The organism is Acinetobacter sp. ANC 5378, from assembly GCF_013004315.1.
In the GTDB taxonomy this organism is placed as follows: Bacteria; Pseudomonadota; Gammaproteobacteria; order Pseudomonadales; family Moraxellaceae; genus Acinetobacter.
The window spans coordinates 1-21,213 of sequence record NZ_JABERK010000055.1 but is presented as its reverse complement, the minus strand read 5'-3'; the positions used below and the strand labels follow the sequence as shown (position 1 = coordinate 21,213).

The window sequence follows — 21,213 nt, the reverse complement described above, 5'->3', positions numbered from 1 at the left end:
CTTCTTCGCCAAGCTCAAGCAGTATCGAGGTATTGCTACGCGCTATGATAAATTGGCTCAAAACTTCCTGTCAGCGATCTACCTTGCCTCAATCATGATATGGCTTAATTGATGACACGCCCTAAGTAGATGGTTATTTTAAATTTTCTGATTGGATCATTGAACTAAGCCAAGCAATATGGCCTCAGTTCAAGCCAAATTCATCTTAACAATACTAAAAATCATGTAATGCTGAATAATACTATTCGAGAAATTTTGTAAAATATGGCAGAATATGCGGTTTTAAAGTATTTAGAGGATTGGCAATATGCGCTTTGTTGATGAAGCAGTCATTACCGTAGAGGCTGGCGACGGTGGCAATGGCGTAGCCAGTTTTCGCCGTGAAAAATTCGTACCATTTGGTGGTCCAGATGGTGGTGATGGTGGACGTGGCGGTAACATCTATGTTGAAGCCGATAACGACACAAGCACACTTGTAGATTATCGTTATACCCGTAGATTCCGTGCAGAACGCGCCAAGAATGGTCGTGGTGCAAACTGTTCAGGTCGTGGCGGTGAAGACACCGTATTAAAGGTTCCAGTAGGAACAACCATTGTAGATACAGAATCTGGCGATATTATCGGTGACTTGGTCACTGATGGTCAACGTGTGATGGTTGCAGCGGGCGGTGAAGGTGGTTTGGGTAATACCCACTTTAAATCATCAACGAATCGTTCACCACGTAAGTGCACAACAGGTACCAAAGGTGAATACCGTGAAATTCGTTTAGAGCTTAAAGTTCTTGCGGATGTTGGCTTGCTCGGTATGCCGAATGCCGGTAAATCGACCTTTATTCGTGCAGTATCAGCAGCTAAACCTAAAGTTGCAGATTATCCATTTACTACCATGGTTCCAAACCTGGGTGTAGTTGATGCCGACCGTCACCGTTCATTTGTGATGGCCGATATTCCTGGACTGATTGAAGGTGCCTCTGAAGGTGCAGGTCTGGGTATTCGTTTCCTTAAACATTTAGCCCGTACCCGTATTCTGTTGCACATTGTTGATGTACAGCCGATTGACGGTTCAGACCCGGTGCACAATGCCAAGGCAATTTTGAATGAGTTGAAAAAATTCTCTCCAACCCTTGCTAAATTGCCAGTGGTACTGGTGCTGAACAAGGTTGACCAACTCGATCAGGACACCAAAGAAGAATGGTGTAAACATCTTCTGGAAGAAATGAAGTGGGAAGGTCCAGTATTCCAAACTTCTGGCTTGATGTCGGAAGGGACTAAAGAAGTTGTTTATTACCTGATGGATCAAATTGAACAACAACGTGAACGCGAAGTTGAAGATCCTGAATACGCAGCAGAAATGAAAGCATTCCGTGATCAGCTTGAAGCTGAAACACGTGAACAGACCATCGCTGCAAAAGAAGCGTATCGTGAGATGCGTCGTCAGCAACGTCTTGCCGGTATTCTGGGCGATGATGAAGATGATGAAGATGGCGATGATGATAGTGATGTGGAAGTGTTTTACGTACGTTAAGCTCTTAGGATAGAGTACTGAGGACAAGATGATAGAAGTGGTAGATGGGCAACGTCAGCTCAAGGGTTGTAAACGAATCGTTGTTAAAATCGGATCATCTTTACTCACGGCAAATGGGCAAGGTTTAGATTTGGATGCAATTTCGCATTGGGCGAAACAAATTGCGGATCTACACAATGCAGGACACGAAATCATTCTGGTGTCTTCAGGTGCTGTGGCTGAAGGTATGGTTCGGATGAAATTGTCGAATCGACCCACTGATTTACCGAGTCTTCAGGCATGTGCTGCTATTGGTCAAATGGGCTTGATTCAAACCTGGTCGAGTGTATTAGAAAATCATTCTATTCAAACGGCTCAAGTTTTATTGACTCATGATGACCTGGCAGACCGTCGACGTTATTTGAACTCTTGCGATGCTTTGCAGCATTTAATTGACTGGCATGTGATTCCTGTCATTAATGAAAATGACACGGTATCGACTGACGAAATTCGCTTTGGTGATAACGACACCTTGGCTGCTATGGTCGCAGGTCAGGTTCATGCAGATTTGTTGATTATCTTGACCGATCAGCAAGGCATGTTTGACTCTGATCCACGTTCTAATCCAAATGCAAAACTGTTCCATACGGTTCGTGCTTTGGATGAAAGCCTGTTTGATATGGCCGGTGGTGGCGGAAAATTTGGTCGTGGTGGCATGTTGACCAAAGTTCGTGCGGCACGCTTGGCAGCGAAATCAGGTTGTCCAACACTGATCGCCAGTGGCGAAAGCGACAATGTGCTTGCGCGCTTAATGTCTGGTGAATTGCTCGGTACCTTGTTTATTACTGACAATGACCGTATTACTGCACATCAGCAATGGTTGGCTGCGCATCTGCAAACTGCAGGCCGTTTAGTCTTGGATGATGGCGCAGTTAAAGCGATTAAAGAAAATCATCGCAGTTTATTGCCTGTTGGGGTAAAAGCGGTGGAAGGTCATTTTGAACGTGGTGATGTGGTTGAATGTGTCGATTCACATGGTGGTCGTGTTGCTGTGGGGCGTGTCAACTTTAGTTCGCGCTCAGCTGAAATTGTGAAGGGTTTGTCTTCGGATAAAGTGCATCAGGTTTTAGGTGAAGCACGTTCTTTAGAAATGATTCATCGCAATCATATGGCGATCTACTAAGAATTTAGGTATTAAAAAAATCCTGCTTAAGAGCGGGATTTTTTTATGTGTGAATATTCTGAAATTAAAAAAAGGGAAGTTTTGTCTCTTGCTAACTCAGAATATATTCTGAGGATTCTTGTCTTCTAAAAGGAGAGGGAGCTTCCCTTAAGAAAATAGATAATTTGTGGAATAACAGTTCTCTTGTTCAAAAGAAGAAAAAGCTATAAGGCCTTATTTAAATTGAATCGACCCATTGGCGTTCACGGTGATTTTAGATTCACCCGCTGCTACGTCTTGAGCATCGACAGCTTCAGCACCTGAAAATTTCGCCATGTTGGCACGCATCATGACCGGTTGTGGGTACTGACCACTGGTATTCAAATTGAGATTAACCAGGTTATAACCCGATTTATTCCAGGCTTGGCTGAGCATTTGTGCACGTTGCTGAAAGTTTTTTGAAGCCTCAACCATCAGCTCATTCTCAACTTTTTTACGTTGTGCATCTGAAACGTTAAAGTTAATCGATTGAGTCTGGAAGTTTTGTTGAAGTTCACCGATCAATTGGCTCGCGGCTTTAAAGTTAGTACTTTCAATCTGAATTTCTGCACGACCACGCCATTCTTTCAACTTGCGGCTGTCATTGTCATAAATTGGATAAGTGGTTTGAGAACCGGTTTCTACTTTAACCTGTGGATATTTTCTGGCTAAAGCCATGGCTTGATTCATTAATTGCGTGATTTGTGACGCAAGTTCTGCAGGTTGTTTATTACTCTTTTCGATATATAAAACCGCATGCATTTCATCATTCGATACTTGGCGTGCAGCTTCTGCTTGTACATTGACGACGTTGTAATTCAGTTGTTCATTTTGTTGAGCAAAGGCAGTTGCACTGAAAGCAGAGGCTAAAACCAGAGTGGAGAGAGTTAAATAACGCATTTTTTTGACCTATTTTTGTAAGTGAAATTTGAATCTATATTGATGATATTAAAGTGTGTTTATGGTGAATTTTAGTAGAGTTTGTGGTGGGATTGTAAAAACAAGCTCAAAAAATCCCCTTCATTTTTATTTATAAAATTTAAGAAAAATTATACACTTATAACTTAATTTGAAAGAAGTTTTACTTTATTATACGACTTTACCAATAAAAGCATAAGAAAATGAGGTTTTCTTTCCCCTGTCACAATGTAAGATGATAATTCAACCTCTAGATTAGCTTGATATTTTTTTTGATGAATTAGGACGGATAAAGTGCCGAAAGTTGTTTATTTTTTAGAAAAATTCGGTATCATCCGCCCTCTAGTTATGACAAATAAATCGAAGTCTAACTAGAACTATAAAGCACCGAGTCAAAAGACCGCAAGTCACCCGACTTATTTCTTTTAACCCATATCAGAGATGGTAATTCGATATGAGCGTTTCTTCTGTAAATCCTGCCCCTAAGTCTACTAACGAATACTATTTGACTCGCCAAAGCCAGATGGAATCCAATGTTCGTAGCTATCCACGTAAATTACCGTTAGCGATAGCAAAAGCCTTAGGCTGCTGGGTTACTGATGTTGAAGGTACTGAGTACCTCGATTGTTTAGCTGGGGCAGGGACATTGGCTTTAGGCCATAATCACCCTGCGGTCATCCAAAGTATTCAAGACACTTTAGCAAGTGGCTTGCCATTACATACTTTAGATTTAACAACGCCTTTAAAAGATGCTTTTACTGAAGCACTACTTGAGCAATTACCTGGTGGTAAAGAAGAGTATTGTCTACAGTTCTGTGGTCCGTCTGGTGCAGATGGTACGGAAGCAGCAATTAAATTAGCAAAAACCTATACAGGTCGTAGTACTGTGATCAGCTTCTCTGGTGGCTATCATGGGATGACGCATGGCGCTTTAGCCATGACAGGTAACTTGTCTGCTAAAAATGCGGTAAATGGCTTAATGCCAGGCGTACAGTTTATGCCATATCCGCATGAATACCGTTGCCCATTGGGCATTGGCGGTGAAGCAGGTGTAGATGCTTTAACTTACTTCTTCGAAAACTTTATTGAAGATGTAGAAAGTGGTGTAACCAAGCCAGCAGCCGTGATTCTTGAAGCAATTCAAGGTGAAGGTGGTGTGGTTACAGCACCAACCAAATGGTTGAAGAAAATCCGTGAAGTGACTGAAAAACACAACATCGTGCTTATTCTTGATGAAGTTCAAGCTGGTTTCGCACGTTCAGGTAAAATGTTTGCCTTTGAACACGCGGGTATTGAACCTGACGTTGTGGTGATGTCTAAAGCGGTGGGTGGTAGTTTGCCGCTTGCAGTGCTCGGTATTAAACGTAAGTTTGATGCTTGGCAGCCTGCTGGTCACACAGGAACTTTCCGTGGTAACCAATTGGCGATGGGTACTGGTCTTGCAACGATCAAAACCATTAAAGAACAAAATCTTGCGCAAAATGCACAAGAACGTGGTGACTTTTTACAAGCTGAATTGAAAAAATTAGCAGTTGAATTCCCATGTATCGGTAACGTACGTGGCCGTGGTTTGATGATTGGTGTTGAAATCGTGGATGAACGCCAACAAGCCGATCATATGGGTTCATTACCAGGTGATTCTCAATTGGCTGCTGCGATTCAAGCTGCATGTTTCGACAATAAATTGTTGCTCGAAAAAGGTGGTCGTAACGGTACAGTGATTCGTTTACTTTGCCCACTCATCATCACGCATGACGAATGTGTTGAAGCGATTGCTCGCTTTAAGAAAGCAATTGCTGAAGCGCTTATTGCTACTCGAGGCGCATAATACATGGTAGATTTTGCAGAACACCGTAAAGCGTTATTCTGCAATGATGCAGGTTCTATTGCTGACTATCAGTCAGCAATGGACGAAGCGGTAAAAGCCGTTTCAGCATGGTTGCAAAATGACAAAATGTACACTGGCGGCAGCATTAAAGAGCTACGCAGTGCAATTGCATTTCATCCTTCAAAAGAAGGGATGGGCTTACACAAATCTCTTGAGCGTATGGTTGAGCTTTTCTTAAATAAAAGCTTGAAAGTACATCATCCGAATTCACTTGCGCATTTGCATTGCCCGACCATGGTCGCGAGCCAAATTGCAGAAGTGTTGATTAATGCAACTAACCAGTCTATGGACTCATGGGATCAAAGCCCTGCCGGTTCATTGATGGAAGTTCAGCTGATTGACTGGCTTCGTCAAAAAGTCGGTTATGGTGCAGGTCAGGCAGGTGTATTCACCTCTGGCGGTACGCAATCGAACTTGATGGGCGTTTTACTGGCACGTGATGCTTGCATCGCGAAAAACTGGAAAGATGAAAACGGTAATCCGTGGTCTGTTCAGCGTGATGGTATTCCTGCTGACGCTATGCGTAACGTTAAAGTGATTTGTTCTGAAAATGCGCATTTCTCTGTGCAAAAGAACATGGCGATGATGGGCATGGGCTTCCAGTCTGTGGTGGCTGTTCCTGTGAATGAAAATGCACAGATGGACGTTGCTGCTCTTGAAGCGACAATAGCTCGCCTTCAAGCAGAAGGTAAAATCGTTGCATGTGTGGTTGCGACCGCAGGTACAACTGATGCCGGTGCGATCGATCCATTAAAAGCGATTCGTGACATTACCAACAAATATGGCGCGTGGATGCACATCGACGCAGCATGGGGTGGGGCACTGATTCTTTCGAATGAGTTCCGTTCAATGCTGGATGGTATCGAGTTGTCTGATTCAGTGACACTGGATTTCCATAAGCATTATTTCCAAACCATTTCTTGTGGCGCGTTCTTGTTGAAAGATGAAGCGAACTACCGTTTCATGCATTATGAAGCTGAGTACTTAAACTCTGCTTATGATGAAGAACATGGCGTTCCAAACTTGGTGTCTAAATCATTACAAACAACCCGTCGTTTTGATGCGTTGAAATTGTGGATGACGGTTGAGGCACTTGGTGAAGAGCTTTATGGTTCGATGATCGATCATGGTGTGAAGTTGACTCGCGAAGTGGCTGACTACATCAATGCAACTGCTGGTTTAGAGATGCTGGTTGATCCACAATTTGCTTCTGTATTGTTCCGTGTGATTCCTGAAGGCTACCCAACAGAATTGCTGGATACACTAAACCAGAACGTTGCAGATGAATTGTTTGCACGTGGCGAAGCAAATATTGGGGTAACCAAAGTGGGTGAAGTTCAATCATTGAAGATGACTACACTCAGCCCTATTGCAACTTTAGATAACGTGAAGAATCTTTTACGCTTAGTGCTAGAAGAAGCTGATCGTATCAAAGGTCCAATTCAAGCCGGTACATATAAACCTGCCATCGACTAATCGATGTAGTTGTTTGTTGTATTAAAGAAAAAGAAGATCAATTGATCTTCTTTTTCTTATTGTAGGCGTAACTTTTAGCTCTAGTTAAGGAGTTCATGCGATGGTACCGTGTCATATTGTGAATAAAATTTTAAATTGAGTTACTTAGAGGGTGCCTCACTTTTCAGGAATGAAAACTAACAAAAATCCTTTGTTGCACTGAAGGAACTTCTTTTTGAAATCATTTTAAGATTGATACTCGTAGAAATTTAGGCCGCAAAGAGCGGACTAAAGCCCATTTTTCTCAACAGTTTACGGTACATACTCGAACTGCGATCTGCTGGGAAATGCGCTTCTAATGATAAATCTAAAGGTAGATATTCAGGTTTCTGATTTTCAACAATAAGTCGATCTTCCTCAAAAATTTTTAAATTAAACTCGTAAGCATCTTCAACCGGTAAGTCTTTGTCATAATTACGGCAAATCGGTGCAAATAGCCGCGTCGAACGCGCTGTCATTGGAGATGCTGCATTCATAATGACTTGTCGTGCATTGTTGGGAAAATGAATGGTTAAAGTTGCGGTAAAGGGTAAGCTGATTTCAAAATGTCTGAGCCATTTGAAATCTTGCTGACCACGTTGATCTAGTCCAATCGGATAACGTCCAACACTACTGATATAATCTGCAGAAAAGCCATAATCGGTTTCAGTCGTTGTATAGTCTGGCACTTCTACATTATCCGGATCGCCAAAAGTATCTGGATGCACCCAGGCAAAATGAGCCACATCAATAAAGCCTTCGAGCTGTCTTCCTGCAAAGCAGTTAATGTCTACTTGGGGGCAAACCAGTTGCTGGTATTCAGCATCCTCCCAAAAGGGCATGACTGGAATATTGGGTTCAGCATCTTTTGCTGCAGTCAGCGAACACCAAATCAAACCATAACGTTCCACTGCAGCATAAGTTTTTAGATTAAAGCGATCTGAAATTTTGTGTTGAGGATGTGCAGGAATGCGGTTGCATTTACCCTCGCTGCCAAATCGTAAACCATGATAACGACAGACTACGCCTTGAGCATCATTTTTGCCCAAGCTTAAAGGAACACCCCGGTGAGGGCAGGCATCTTTGGCAACAATTAACTCGCCATTCATTTTATAAATCACCAGGGGAATGTCCAGCAGCGTGGTTCCCAACGGCTGATCGGTAATATCACGGGCAAGGGCAATCGGATACCAATGTTGCGCCAATAAATGCCAATCATGTTCCTCAAATGTCATATGTATGGGTAAATCAGGATTAAAAGTGGCAATATTTTTACTATTCATAACGGAATCTTTTTTTTTCTTGATCTTGAGTTTGAATATAAAACAGCGCCCCATTCTATGAAATTTCAATTAACTTGATCAGTGATTGCAAAAATTAGAACAGTGAGGCGATGTTGAAAATAAATAAGTTAAATGAACATAGGTCATCATGGTTTCATTTAAGAAGGATATACGCAGCAATCGACTAAGGTCATGGTGTTATGAAAAGAGGTTTTTAAGACTTCTTTTTTGTCAGTAAAAATTTAATCAGACACTCTTTGTAAGTTCAAAAAATAAAATAGATATGAAGTAAATTGATCAAAATGATGAGATACATAAATCAATGCTTGAATAATAAGCAATGGTTTTTGATGACAGTAAATGAATTATTACAATTATAATGCTGCAAAAATAAAAAAATTATCAGATTAAATGTGATGTTATTTATTGATTTATATAACTTTATAATTATAAAAAAAAGACTTTTTTAATTATCATTAAAACGTCACATAGCTGTAACTTCTTTGTCATATTATAAAATCAAAATGCAGCTATCGAAAAAGTACAAAACTTTATAAAAAAGTAGCGTACTTCAAAATTGCATCTAATGAAGAGAGAAGAGAATGCGCTTAAATCACATCGCACTTGCTTTAGTAGTTTCAGGGGCAGCTGTAGCAACAACAGCAAATGCAGCTCGTGACACCATCCAGATCGCTGGTTCTTCAACTGTTCTACCTTACGCAAGTATTGTAGCAGAAGAATTTGGTAACACTTTTCCACAGTTTAAAACACCGGTTGTAGGTTCTGGTGGTACATCTGGCGGTTTGAAGCAATTCTGTCAAGGCGTGGGTGACAACACCATCGACATCGCCAATGCATCTCGTAAAATTAAAGATTCTGAATTAGCTGCATGTAAAAAAGCAGGCGTGAATCAAGTGATTGAAGTTAAAGTGGGTTATGACGGTATTGTATTTGCGTCTAATTCAAAGAAAGCATCTTATAAATTACGCCCACAACATGTATTTGCAGCACTTGCAGCAGAATTACCATCAAATGGTAAATTGGTTGCAAACCCGTATACACGTTGGAACCAAATTGATAAAGCACTGCCAAATGAACCAATTACATTGGTAATTCCAGCATCTAACCATGGTACACGTGAAGTGTTCCAAGAAAAAATGGTTGAAGCAGGTTGTGAATCTTACGCATATTTCAAAAATTTAGATAAAGATGCACAGAAGAAAGCATGTTCTAATTTCCGTAAAGATGGCAAAGTGATTGAAATTGCAGGCGACTATACTGAAACACTGGCACGTTTAAAAACTTCTCCAAGTGCGGTAGGTGTATTTGGTCTAGGTTTCTATGATCAAAACCGTGACAAATTACGTGTAGCGACAGTAAACAATGTTGTGCCATCAGAAAAAACGATTCTGAATGGTTCTTACCCAGTATCACGTCCATTGTACTTCTACGTGAAAGGTGAGCACCTTAAATCAATCAAAGGCTTACAACAATATTCTGAATACTTCTTAAGTAAGAAAGTTTCAGGTAAAGGTTCTAAGCTGGAAAAAGCGGGTTTGATTTCAATGTCTGATAGTGAACGCGCAAAAACTCTTACAGCTTTAAAAGCTGGTAAAGCGGTTAAGTAATTAGAAATGAACGAGGCTGGTGCTAGATAATTTCTAGCATCAGCTTTTTTGCATAGACAAGGTTTTTTCAAAGCATGAAAATTGAAAAAATGCCGGAGAATACATGAATCTGCTACTCATAGGTGTGTTATTGGCATTGATTGCCGTAGCCTATCAAATCGGGTTATCTAAAAGCCGTAGCCTGGCAGGTAAGGGAAATAACTCTGCGAAGTTGCACTCTCGACCTGGATATTACGGTGCGTTGGTGGCTTTATGGTGTGGTATCCCTGCTTTTTTAATTTTACTGGTTTGGAACATTGTCGAACCGAATATTTTACGACATGTGATTTTAAATAATATACCTGCAAATATTGCAGTAACATTAGATCAATCTGGCATGGAAGTTGTGATTGACCGTGTTCAGGCCATTGCCTCTGGTTTTGGGGTCAGTGATAAAGCCGCAGCCTATGAAATTGCCGCAGCACAACAGTTATCAAGAATTGAAAACATTAGTTCTTTTGCTAAATTGGCCGTGGTGATCTGTGCCGCTTTAGCGGGTCTGGTTTTGGCAAAAAAACGTGTAGCGCAACAATATCGTGCACGTAACCAGGTCGAAAAAACCATTAATGTGGCTTTAGCCTTATGTTCTGGTGTAGCAATTTTAACCACTATCGGCATTGTGATGTCGATGTTTAGTGAAGCCATGCGCTTCTTTAATTTCGTCAGTCCACTCGATTTCTTCTTTGGTACAGAATGGAATCCGGGTTTTAGTACATCAGGAAATGCCGAAGGAAGTTATGGCTTATTGCCGCTGCTTTGGGGCACGCTGATGGTCAGTGGTATCGCTTTATTAGTCGCAGTGCCAGTCGGTTTGATGATTGCAATCTATTTGGCTGAATATGCATCCTCTGGCTTTCGTTCTTGGGCAAAACCGGCGATTGAAGTTTTAGCCGGCATCCCGACCATCGTTTATGGTGTATTTGCATTAATGATTATTGGCCCATTCTTTAAAATGCTTGGAGCAAGCATTGGGCTAGAAATTAATGCCACCAGTGCCTTAACCGCAGGTTTCGTGATGGGGATTATGATTATTCCGTTTGTATCTTCGCTTTCAGATGACATTATTACCCAGGTACCGCGCTCGCTACGTGATGGTTCTTTGGGACTCGGTGCAACCAAGTCGGAAACCATTCGTCAGGTAGTGTTACCTGCAGCCTTGCCGGGCATTATTGGTGCATTTTTACTTGCAGCCTCCCGTGCCATTGGTGAAACCATGATCGTGGTTCTGGCGGCAGGGAATAGCCCATTACTGCATGCCAATCCGTTGGAAGCGATTTCAACCGTGACCATTACTATCGTCAATCAACTTACAGGTGATACCGACTTTGCCAGCCCACAAGCATTGGTGGCATTTGCATTGGGTTTAACCTTGTTTGTGATTACTTTAGGTTTGAACATCGTTGCACTGTATATCGTGCGTAAATATCGCGAGCAATACGAATGAGTACTTCTAATACATCTTCCATGGATCAGGCACGTGATCCACGAGTTTCTGCTGAATTGCGCGAAAAACGTAAACAAAGAATTAGTAGTTCTTTGGCAAAGCGTCATCGCAAAGAAAAAATGTTCCGCATATTCGGCTTCTCTGCAGTCATTACCGGTCTGTTTTTTGTGGTACTGCTATTCGGAAGTATTCTGGCAAAAGGCTTACCGGCATTTTGGCAAACCAGTATGACGGTTCCGGTCTATTTTGATCCAACTGTAATTAATGCGGGCGCGAAGCCTGTCAAAAAAGCAGGCGAATCTCCTGCTCATTTTCAAGAGCGCTTTATCGCTTGGCAAACTGAAATGGGGATGGTGGATTGGGATGCTTTAATCGTGAACGGATTAATTGCAAAAGACCCGAGTATTGCGTCTAAACGCGATGAGCTTGCAAGTCTGTATACCAGCTCGGAAGCTTACCGTGTACGTGATATGGTACTTGCAGATCCAGCATTGGTTGGTCAAAAGAAAGATTTGAATATTTTGGCTGATGCCAATGTTGATGTATGGTTAGCAGGAAATATTGATCGCTCATTACCTGATGACCAGCAGCAATTAAGCCCGGAAATTCGCCAACTGGCTGATGATTTAAAAGCCAAAGGTGTGCTTGAAAATACCTTTAATACCAATATTTTTACCAATCCAGACTCGCGTAGTTCTCCTGCAACTTCTGGTTTGGCCGGCGCATTCATGGGCTCCTTGTTCATGATGCTGATCGTGATTTTTATCTCGATTCCAATTGGTGTGGCATCTGCCATTTATCTGGAAGAATTTGCACCGAAAAATTTCATTACTGATGTCGTGGAAGTAAATATCAATAACCTTGCAGCCGTACCATCCATCGTATTTGGTCTGTTGGGTGCTGCCATTTTTATTGGTTGGATGCAGTTACCGATTTCTGCGCCTTTGGTCGGTGGTTTGGTACTCAGTCTGATGACACTTCCAACCGTGATTATCACCACGCGTGCATCGCTTAAAGCTGTACCGCCATCAATTCGTCAGGCGGCATTGGGCTTGGGTGCTTCTCGAGTACAAACGGTATTTCACCATGTATTGCCACTGGCGATACCGGGTATCTTAACCGGTGCGATTATTGGTGTGGCACAAGCCTTAGGTGAAACAGCACCGCTGCTCCTGATTGGTATGAGTGCCTTTGTTGCGAGTATTCCGGCTTCACCACTCGATCAATCCACAGCATTACCGGTACAAATTTTCTTATGGCAGGGCAATGAATTACGTAACTTCTTCGAAGGACGTACCGCTGCTGCAATTATTGTCTTACTTGCACTGATGGTGGGCTTAAATAGTCTGGCAATCTGGTTACGTAAGAAATTTGAAGTACGCTGGTAGGAAAGGGCAATATATGAATACTGTAACAGCGATGTCAAAAACAAATTCCTTAGAGCAGGATGAATCCGTGAATCAAGATCAGAAACAATTTACCTCACCCGAAGTAGATAACAAACGTCAAGGCACTTCATTTGTTTCGCAATTTGATACCCATCCTTCGGCTAAAAAAGAAAACCAAACATCCAATGTTAAAATAAGCACTTCGGATGTCCATGTTTACTATGATCAAGCAGAAGCCATTAAAGGTATTGATATCAATATCTACGAAAATGAAGTGATTGCTTTCATTGGTCCATCTGGTTGTGGTAAATCGACTTTTCTACGTACTTTAAACCGTATGAATGACACCATTGATTCGTGTCGCGTGACGGGTAAGGTGATGTTGGATAATCAGGATATCTATGATCCAAACCTGGACGTGGTATTACTTCGTGCTCAAGTCGGCATGGTGTTCCAAAAACCAAATCCATTCCCGAAATCAATTTTTGATAACGTGGCTTATGGTCCAAAACTTCACGGTTTGGCACGTGACAAATACGACCTTGAAGAAATTGTTGAAAACAGCTTGCACAAAGCAGGTCTTTGGGATGAAGTCAAAGACCGTTTAAACCAACCGGGTACAGGTCTTTCAGGTGGTCAGCAACAGCGTTTATGTATTGCACGTACTATCGCGGTGAGCCCAGAAGTGATTTTGATGGACGAACCGTGTTCAGCACTGGATCCGATTGCAACGGCAAAAATTGAAGAACTGATTTCAGAGCTTTCTACGCAATATACCATTGCCATTGTGACGCATTCGATGCAACAGGCAGCGCGTGTATCTGACCGTACGGCTTACTTCCATCTAGGTGATTTGATTGAAGTGAACTCGACTGAAAAAGTCTTCACTCAGCCAGATCATCAGTTGACTGAAGCTTATATTACTGGTCGTTTTGGTTAATCAAATGACTGTATTGAAAAAGAGCCGAAAGGCTCTTTTTTTATTGAATCATCAATTTTTTGATCAAATATTTTTGTTTAAAAATGAAATGCAACGTGTTCAGCTAGTCATCATTTAACCTTGATTTTTTATCCGATGATTATCTTTAGGCATGTATTTTTATGCTGGGAAAATGTTTTGCTGTATAAAGTACTTAAAGGAAAAGAATCTCTGCAATTGGATGATTTATAAAATTCATATTGAATTTTCAATGTTTTGACCTCATGTTAAAGACAACCGCAGATACAATTAGAGAAATCATTTTATATGTTATTCCATAACCCTAAATTACCGGCTGAAATTCGAATCAGCCATTTAAATGCGCGCGTAAATGAACAACGTAAAAAAATTGCGCAAGCCACAGCATCTAAATTTGAACTCTTGCAACTCACTCAACAGCTTTCAAAAGAAGCCAAGTTACGTAAAAAAAATAATCAAAAAATTTATGTACTCGATTTTAAGGGTGATACCGCTGCATCTGCTGTAGAAAGTTTACGTGAAGAAATCACCCTAATTTTAGCGACAGCAAAAGCAGGGCGTGATCGTGTGGTTGTTCGTCTGGAAAGTCCGGGTGGTATGGTGCATGGTTATGGTCTGGCGGCTGCACAATTGGTACGTCTGCGTGATGCCGGTTTTAACCTGACGATTTGCGTCGACAAGGTTGCAGCAAGTGGCGGTTATATGATGGCATGTATTGCCAACGAAATTGTTTCTGCGCCATTTGCCGTTGTGGGTTCAATTGGTGTGGTTGCTCAAGTGCCCAACTTCAACCGCTTATTGAAAGACAAACATATTGATTTTGAGCTTTATACTGCAGGTGAGTTTAAACGTACCGTAACCATGTTTGGCGAAAATACCGCTGAAGGTAAAGCCAAATTTGAAGAAGAATTGCAACAAACCCATGAGTTGTTCAAACACTTTGTTGAAAAATACCGTCCACAACTGAATGTGGAAAAAGTCGCAACAGGTGAGCATTGGTATGGAAAAGATGCGCTTGAATTAAACTTGGTCGATAAACTGCAAACCTCAGATGAATATCTGCTGGGTTTATTGGCACAGCATGATGTGTATGTGCTTGATATGCGTCGTAAACCAACTTTGGGTGAAAAGCTGGGCTTGCAAGCTGCACAAATTGCAGATGGTTTGGTGCCTGCAGTGATGAATAAGGTCATGGAAACGTTGTCAAAAGCGAGTGCGAATGTCATTCAACTGCGTGATCCTAAGCTTTAATTTAAAGTGATCTTAAATTGATCTTCTGATTTTAAAATGGCGCTCTAATGAGCGCCATTTTTTTGACTGTGTCTTAATATTCAACTCAGCTTGAGCTGCTATGCTGCAATTAAAATACAGTCAACCAAGGTTTTTTATGGCTCAGAACACAACAATATCTTCTACAGATTTACTGATTCGATTTTTGCATATCATCATCATTTTGAGCTTTACTGGGGCTTATCTCACGGGGGATGCAGAAGAATGGCATCAAGTGCATATGGCATTTGGCTATACACTCGGTATTAGCCTGATCTTAAGAATTTTATGGCAATTTTTTGCTCCTCGACTTGCCCATACTCAGCCTTCGGGAGTGAACCGTCGATTTTATGTGATCAAGCCATTTGTACAGCGCTATTGGACACAGCCGCAGCAATGGCTTTCCCCGACATTTTTAAAAGCAGCTAGTTCCAGCTTATTTCAGCTCAGCATACTGGGTGTTTTTTGCCTGTTGCCCTTAACTGTACTGGCAGGATTTTTAACAGACTATACGCAGAGCCACAGTTTAAAAGAAGTGCATGAGCTATTCGCCAATCTGTTTTTAGCGAGTGTATTGCTACACTTGGCAGCACTGACACTAAATAGTGTTCTGCTTAAAAAATGGCTGGCAAAGCGTATGTTTTGGGGGACAGAATCGCATTCATGGTTCACCCTGTTTACTTTAGTTCTGTCACTGGGCGTGTTGGTCGCTTTTTGGTTGTGGTACTTTAGCTAGGCTTTTATACCGACACCAGCATAGATGAAGCAGACCGTAGCTTGCAGCCCCAAGTGTTGCAAGCAGCATATCCATATGTGCATCCCAGACATCGCCCTGCTGGCCATTGTAGTTTTCCGCATCTTCAGGCGATAAACCAATTGCAATCAGCCATTCAAGCCATTCATAAATTAAACTGGTGGCCATGATAAACTGGACCACCAATAAAAACAGCGTGAAGGGTTTAGCTTCAGGCAGCCATACATGAAACAGTCTCAGTAGCACGGGGTAGAGCAGTACACCACAGGCAATATGCACTAAACGGTCATACATATTGCGTGACCAGCCCATCGATTGATTGAGGTCAAAACTGAACAGTTGAATTAGCCATTCGTTATAGGGCACATAGGAATACAGGTAATGTGCTCCCACAATATGAATCAGTAAAAAAATAAGATAGAGTGCAAAACTGTAAAAACTCAGGCCGATTTTCTTCTGGGTAAACAACAAGGCAGCGAGCATAAATACTGTGCCGAGCTGATGCAGGATATATGCTTCAAATTCTAAAGGACGAATACTTGCGATCACTATGGCAATGGTTATAAAACCTAAACCAAGCCAGTGTTTTAAGGTGAGTTGGTATTCAATCATCTTATTGTTTTCGACTATAAAGTAGTGGAATTATAATAAAAAAGCGAAGCCGAAGCTTCGCTTTTTCTAGCTAAAATCTAATTAGATTTTAGCGATTAACTCTTTAATTTGTTTCGCTTGCTCAGCTGCATTACCTGTATAGGTTGCAGGTGTCATCTCAGCCAAACGTGCACGATCCGCAGCAGGAACAGCTTCAAGTTCATTACCATTTACGAAGTTCACCATCATTTCGCGAGTCATTGCTTGACCACGAGTCAGGGCTTTTAATTTTTCGTATGGTTTTTCTACGTTGTAACGACGCATAACCGTTTGGATTGGTTCAGCCAATACTTCTTGAGCATGGTCTAAATCTTCAGCAATACGCGCAGCATTTAGCTCTAATTTGCCAATACCTTTTAAGCAAGCTTCAAAAGCAATCAAGCTTTGTGCAAAACCAACACCCATGTTACGAAGAACAGTAGAGTCAGTTAAGTCACGTTGCCAGCGAGAAATCGGAAGTTTTTCACCCAAGTGAGCCAATACTGCATTGGCCAAGCCTAAGTTACCTTCAGAGTTTTCGAAGTCAATCGGGTTGACTTTGTGTGGCATAGTCGAAGAACCAACTTCACCTTCTTTCAAACGTTGTTTGAAGAAACCTAAAGAGATGTAACCCCAAACGTCACGGTTAAAGTCGATCAAAATCGTGTTGAAACGACGTAACGCATCAAAAAGTTCCGCCATGTAATCATGTGGTTCAATTTGAGTAGTGTACGGGTTGAACGCTAAACCTAAAGATTCAACAAAAGCTTGTGAATGTGCAGGCCAGTTAATTTCTGGATATGCTGAATAATGTGCATTGTAGTTACCTACAGCACCATTGATTTTACCGAGCAATTCAACATGGTTAAATTGTTTGATTTGGCGTGCAAGGCGGTAAGCCACGTTTGCCATTTCTTTACCCAAAGTGGTTGGGCTTGCAGTTTGACCATGCGTACGAGACAACATTGGTTGTTCAGCGTGAGTTTCAGCCAGAGTCGCAATTGCATCGATAATGCTTTGCATAGAAGCAACAAGAACATCACGACCATTTTTTAACATTAGGGCGTGAGACAAGTTGTTGATGTCTTCAGAAGTACATGCAAAGTGAATGAATTCACCAGCATCTTTCAATTCATCAATGTGTGCAATTTTTTCTTTAAGAAAGTATTCAACCGCTTTCACATCGTGGTTAGTGGTACGTTCAATGTCTTTAATGCGGTTTGCATCATCTTCAGAGAAATCAGCCACAATTGCATCTAGAGCAGCATTGGTTGCTGCTGAAAAAGCTGGAACTTCAGTGATTTCAGGACGGTTTGCAAGCGCTTGTAACCAGCGCACTTCAACAGTCACACGAGCATGGATTAAACCAAACTCAGAGAGGAAAGGACGGAGAGCATCACATTTGCTCGCGTAGCGTCCATCTAATGGAGAAAGTGCGGTTAAAGCGTTCATAGCGATTCCTTAAACTTTGGAATTGAGGGGGCCGAATACGTTTCAAAAATGTGTTGCGTTGAAAATTAAAACGGAGCAAACAAGGTACGAAATGCAAAGAATAGCGAGACTATTTTTAAACTTCGTAATGCAGTTTGAAATTGTTTTAATATCAACCCTGCGGGACTCGAATATTTTTTATGCTACTTCGTTATGCTTTGCTCACTTAGAACAACTAAGTTTTACAAACCATGCCTCGTATCATTAAAAAATACTCATTGTTGCAATCATTTTTGCAGCATATACGGTCCCTATGTAAAACAAAGCCCGCACAACATCAGTTAAACCACCTGATACTGTAAACGGGCAAGATCTTGAATATCTTGAAGCAGCTTACGCTTGCTGAAAATCATGCCCCATGAACTGCCACCCATCTGACGCCATAAGTGCGCCAGTTGTAGGCCAGTAAACAGGGAAGCGCGAATACGGTTGGTATGAGAAGTATCTTTAAACGCTTGGGCGTTGCCTTTGACCATAATGCGCGGATTAATTTGTCCTGCAGTTTCGACATAGGTTTGAGCAAGATTGGCAATAATGCTGGGATGTAAATAATTATTATCAAAAAATGAAAGTTGCTTTAATATTTTTTGTTGTGACTTTTCAATAATTTCCACAAATTTTGGATTGCTATAAACTTTTTTCTCTAACTGTAATAGCGCCATGGCATAGCTCATCGGCAACTTGGCACTAGATAATTTAGGTAAACGAGATTTGGGAGAGGGGTTAAACGGTTGGTTAATACTATTTTCTAAAGTTTTTAAACCGAGGGAAATATCGGCAAGCTGATTAAAAAAATCTAAAGTTTGGCAGGATTCATTGGCGGTAGGACGAATATTCAGGCTGGCTTTGATGAGTTGTTCCAAATAGAAACTGCCACTTTCACCGACACTCTGCTGTCCCGACATGGCGGTCATATGGGTCAGCTGTGTCGATTGAAACACAGCTGCCAACGCCAAAGCCCGATTTTGGCGTACATTCAAAGTTTGAGGCTGTTGAAAGGGTAACTCAGCCATGCCTATCGCTTCCTTTTAAATAAAATCAGGTTTTGGTGCATTGGTATGATGAATCACACCGCCACCTAAACAAACTTCATCTGCGTAGAACACTACACTTTGTCCTGGAGTCACCGCACGTTGCGGCTCATCGAATTCCACTCTTACGCCGTTTGGCATACTGTTGTCTTTATAAATGACGCAAGCTTGATCAGGTTGACGGTAACGAGTTTTAGCCGTACAGCGGAAACCAGTTTCTGGAATTTCTTGCTCACCCGCAACCCAGTCAATCGCTTCACTCCAAAGTATAGTACTTTGCATCAGTGGATGCTCATGACCCTGACCAATAACAAGGCGGTTGTTTTCAATATCTTTATATAAAACAAACCATGCGCCTTCAGCTTCGCCTTTAAGACCACCTAGGCCGATGCCGCCTCGTTGACCGAGGGTATAGTACATTAAGCCGTGATGTTCACCAACCTCTTTACCTGTATCTAGATAAATTTTTCCAGCTTGAGCAGGTAAATACTGTTTTAAAAAGTCATTAAAACGACGTTCGCCAATAAAGCAAATGCCGGTTGAATCTTTTTTCTTCGCTGTTGCAAGACCCAATTCTTCCGCAATACGACGAACTTCCGGTTTTTCAATTTCACCCACAGGGAACAAAGTCTTGTTAATTTCACGACCATGTACAGCATGTAAGAAATAAGTTTGATCTTTGTTTTGGTCAAAGCCGCGTAATAAAGGTGCGTATTCTTCACCGCGCGAATTTGTTATGGTTTCACCACGACGGCAGTAATGACCTGTTGCAATAAAGTCTGCACCCAGGTTAATCGCATGGTCTAGAAAGGCACGAAATTTGATTTCTTTATTACATAAGATATCCGGGTTTGGCGTACGACCGGCAGCATATTCAGCAAGGAAATGCTCAAAAACACGATCCCAATATTCCATGGCAAAGTTGGCTGTATGCAATTTGATGCCGATTTTGTCACAAACGGCTTGCGCATCGGCCAAATCTTCCATAGCCGTGCAATATTCCGTGCCGTCATCTTCTTCCCAGTTTTTCATGAAAAGTCCTTCAACCTGATATCCTTGTTGAAGAAGAAGCGCTGCAGAAACAGAAGAATCTACACCACCAGACATACCGACGATGACACGTTGTTGCATAGGATTAAGCATCCAAAGTTGAAATTAAGGGAGAATTTTGGTGCTCGTAAATGAGCGATAAAGGGTATTTTTTGCCTGAAAGAGCATCTTCAATGGCTTTAATTACCAAGGGGCTACGTGCTCGTGCAGATTCTTTCAGTTCATCCAAAGTCATCCAGACTGCGCCAATGATTCCTGTATCTAATGTTGCATGTTCATCATGTGCAATCGATTTTGCTAAAAAGCAGAAACGGAAATAGGTGCGATCTGGAAACATTGGCGGGGTATAGGTATAAATACCTAGCAGTGATTCAATACTCACTGTATGTCCGGTTTCTTCCATGGTTTCGCGAATGGCAGCATCAATAATGGTTTCGCCACATTCGATATGACCCGCAGGCTGATTAAACACAGTATGTGTTACACCTTCTGTATGTTCTTCAACAAACAGAAATTTTCCGTTTTTTTCGACAACAGTTGCAACCGTAACGTGAGCAGTCCAAGCAGTCATTGAAAAGCACCATGGGATAAAAGGGCTATTCTACAAAATTTAGGGGGCGGTGGCTATGTTGTAAAAGCTTTTTAGTGCTTTTGACGATTTTTTGAATTTAAGTCATTATGAACTATTTTAATGTGAAAATTACTTAAAAGCCCAATCCATCGTGATTAGGCTTTTAATATGGGGTTAGATTAATTAAACTTTTAGAAAGTTGAGTTCATATACCATCGGCCTGAGCTTATCGGTAAGCTGCGTATAAGCAGCCTCAAAGTTCGAGAAAGATACTGGCATGTAATCCCCACTATTATTACGTGCCGTTAGGGCATTACGTACTTGAAACCAACCTACATCAGGGCGGTTTAATTTTAATTGCTCTCTAACCATGTGATTGTCAATATGAGTAAAGTAGGCTTGCCATAGCTTGCGACCTTCATCTAAAACTGATTGTGCCTCACTACTTATTACCTTGTCACTTAAGTATTGCACCATAAAATCACTTTCAAAGCGTTCCGGACTGCCGACCTCATCTTCAGTGAACGGGATAAAATGATTGACGATAGAGAGCCTGTAAATTATTTTGTGTAAGTTCCATTTTTTATAAATGATCTTTTAATCGATCATCGAACTGAATCGTAAACCAATTCATCGCTAAACGCCAATTTTGAATTGGCATTGTCCATTTTT

General features: G+C 41.5%; 19 protein-coding genes. 11 read left to right on the top strand and 8 right to left on the bottom strand.

Annotated elements, in window-relative coordinates; translation table 11 throughout:
* The 3 genes from HLH16_RS12140 to proB all read left to right on the top strand — a co-directional run.
* On the top strand, positions 1–112 hold a 112-nt coding region (locus HLH16_RS12140), incomplete at its 5' end, for a transposase (protein WP_171529517.1).
* Between the two features lie 195 nt (positions 113–307).
* Positions 308–1,525, top strand: coding sequence for an Obg family GTPase CgtA (cgtA, locus tag HLH16_RS12135; RefSeq protein WP_171529516.1), 1,218 nt, complete (start codon positions 308–310; stop codon positions 1,523–1,525).
* Between the two features lie 28 nt (positions 1,526–1,553).
* A complete protein-coding gene (gene proB, locus HLH16_RS12130) occupies positions 1,554–2,687 on the top strand; it encodes a glutamate 5-kinase (protein WP_171529515.1) in 1,134 nt (377 codons plus the stop codon).
* Between the two features lie 213 nt (positions 2,688–2,900).
* Here proB and HLH16_RS12125 read toward each other — a convergent pair whose 3' ends face one another.
* The gene (locus HLH16_RS12125) at positions 2,901–3,605 is read right to left on the bottom strand and encodes an SIMPL domain-containing protein (RefSeq protein WP_171529514.1); all 705 of its coding nucleotides are present in this window, start codon (positions 3,603–3,605) and stop codon (positions 2,901–2,903) included.
* A 472-nt stretch (positions 3,606–4,077) separates the two neighbouring features.
* Between HLH16_RS12125 and HLH16_RS12120 the strand changes: the two genes are divergently transcribed.
* Positions 4,078–5,451, top strand: a complete 1,374-nt coding sequence (locus HLH16_RS12120; protein WP_171529513.1) for a diaminobutyrate--2-oxoglutarate transaminase — start codon at positions 4,078–4,080, stop codon at positions 5,449–5,451.
* Positions 5,452–5,454: 3 nt separating this feature from the next.
* Positions 5,455–6,987, top strand: coding sequence for a pyridoxal phosphate-dependent decarboxylase family protein (locus HLH16_RS12115; protein ID WP_171529512.1), 1,533 nt, complete (start codon positions 5,455–5,457; stop codon positions 6,985–6,987).
* Positions 6,988–7,235: 248 nt separating this feature from the next.
* Here the strand turns inward: HLH16_RS12115 and HLH16_RS12110 are convergent, their stop codons facing one another.
* Entirely contained in the window at positions 7,236–8,288 is a 1,053-nt protein-coding gene (locus HLH16_RS12110; protein WP_171529511.1) for a Rieske 2Fe-2S domain-containing protein, read from the bottom strand.
* A gap of 602 nt (positions 8,289–8,890) precedes the next feature.
* Between HLH16_RS12110 and HLH16_RS12105 the strand changes: the two genes are divergently transcribed.
* The 6 genes from HLH16_RS12105 (at position 8,891) to HLH16_RS12080 (ending at position 15,750) form a co-directional block, all read left to right on the top strand.
* Entirely contained in the window at positions 8,891–9,916 is a 1,026-nt protein-coding gene (locus tag HLH16_RS12105; protein ID WP_171529510.1) for a substrate-binding domain-containing protein, read from the top strand.
* A 103-nt stretch (positions 9,917–10,019) separates the two neighbouring features.
* Positions 10,020–11,399, top strand: coding sequence for a phosphate ABC transporter permease subunit PstC (gene pstC / locus HLH16_RS12100; protein WP_171529509.1), 1,380 nt, complete (start codon positions 10,020–10,022; stop codon positions 11,397–11,399).
* A complete protein-coding gene (gene pstA, locus HLH16_RS12095; protein WP_214646702.1) occupies positions 11,396–12,787 on the top strand; it encodes a phosphate ABC transporter permease PstA in 1,392 nt (463 codons plus the stop codon). Before pstC ends, pstA begins: the two co-directional genes overlap by 4 nt.
* A 13-nt stretch (positions 12,788–12,800) precedes the next feature.
* Positions 12,801–13,727 carry a phosphate ABC transporter ATP-binding protein PstB gene (gene pstB, locus HLH16_RS12090; RefSeq protein ID WP_131286835.1) on the top strand — a complete coding sequence of 309 codons (927 nt, stop codon included), beginning with the start codon at positions 12,801–12,803 and terminating at the stop codon, positions 13,725–13,727.
* Positions 13,728–14,033: 306 nt separating this feature from the next.
* Positions 14,034–14,996: a protease SohB gene (gene sohB, locus HLH16_RS12085; protein ID WP_171529508.1), complete on the top strand. Its 963-nt coding sequence runs from the start codon at positions 14,034–14,036 to the stop codon at positions 14,994–14,996.
* Between the two features lie 136 nt (positions 14,997–15,132).
* Positions 15,133–15,750: a cytochrome b/b6 domain-containing protein gene (locus HLH16_RS12080; protein WP_171529507.1), complete on the top strand. Its 618-nt coding sequence runs from the start codon at positions 15,133–15,135 to the stop codon at positions 15,748–15,750.
* Here HLH16_RS12080 and HLH16_RS12075 read toward each other — a convergent pair.
* The 6 genes from HLH16_RS12075 to HLH16_RS12050 form a co-directional block, all read right to left on the bottom strand.
* Positions 15,706–16,380 carry a DUF2238 domain-containing protein gene (locus HLH16_RS12075; RefSeq protein ID WP_171529506.1) on the bottom strand — a complete coding sequence of 225 codons (675 nt, stop codon included), beginning with the start codon at positions 16,378–16,380 and terminating at the stop codon, positions 15,706–15,708. The genes HLH16_RS12080 and HLH16_RS12075 overlap by 45 nt on opposite strands.
* A gap of 81 nt (positions 16,381–16,461) precedes the next feature.
* On the bottom strand, positions 16,462–17,850 hold the full coding sequence (purB, locus tag HLH16_RS12070; protein WP_171529505.1) for an adenylosuccinate lyase: 1,389 nt from the start codon (positions 17,848–17,850) through the stop codon (positions 16,462–16,464).
* Positions 17,851–18,170: 320 nt separating this feature from the next.
* Positions 18,171–18,902 (bottom strand): high frequency lysogenization protein HflD, encoded by a 732-nt coding sequence (gene hflD, locus HLH16_RS12065; protein ID WP_171529504.1) that lies wholly within the window; start codon positions 18,900–18,902, stop codon positions 18,171–18,173.
* A 15-nt stretch (positions 18,903–18,917) separates the two neighbouring features.
* A complete protein-coding gene (gene mnmA / locus HLH16_RS12060; RefSeq protein WP_171529503.1) occupies positions 18,918–20,051 on the bottom strand; it encodes a tRNA 2-thiouridine(34) synthase MnmA in 1,134 nt (377 codons plus the stop codon).
* Between the two features lie 4 nt (positions 20,052–20,055).
* Positions 20,056–20,541: an NUDIX hydrolase gene (locus HLH16_RS12055; protein WP_171529502.1), complete on the bottom strand. Its 486-nt coding sequence runs from the start codon at positions 20,539–20,541 to the stop codon at positions 20,056–20,058.
* A 183-nt stretch (positions 20,542–20,724) separates the two neighbouring features.
* Positions 20,725–21,018: a hypothetical protein gene (locus tag HLH16_RS12050; RefSeq protein ID WP_171529501.1), complete on the bottom strand. Its 294-nt coding sequence runs from the start codon at positions 21,016–21,018 to the stop codon at positions 20,725–20,727.
* Positions 21,019–21,213 lie beyond the last annotated feature (195 nt).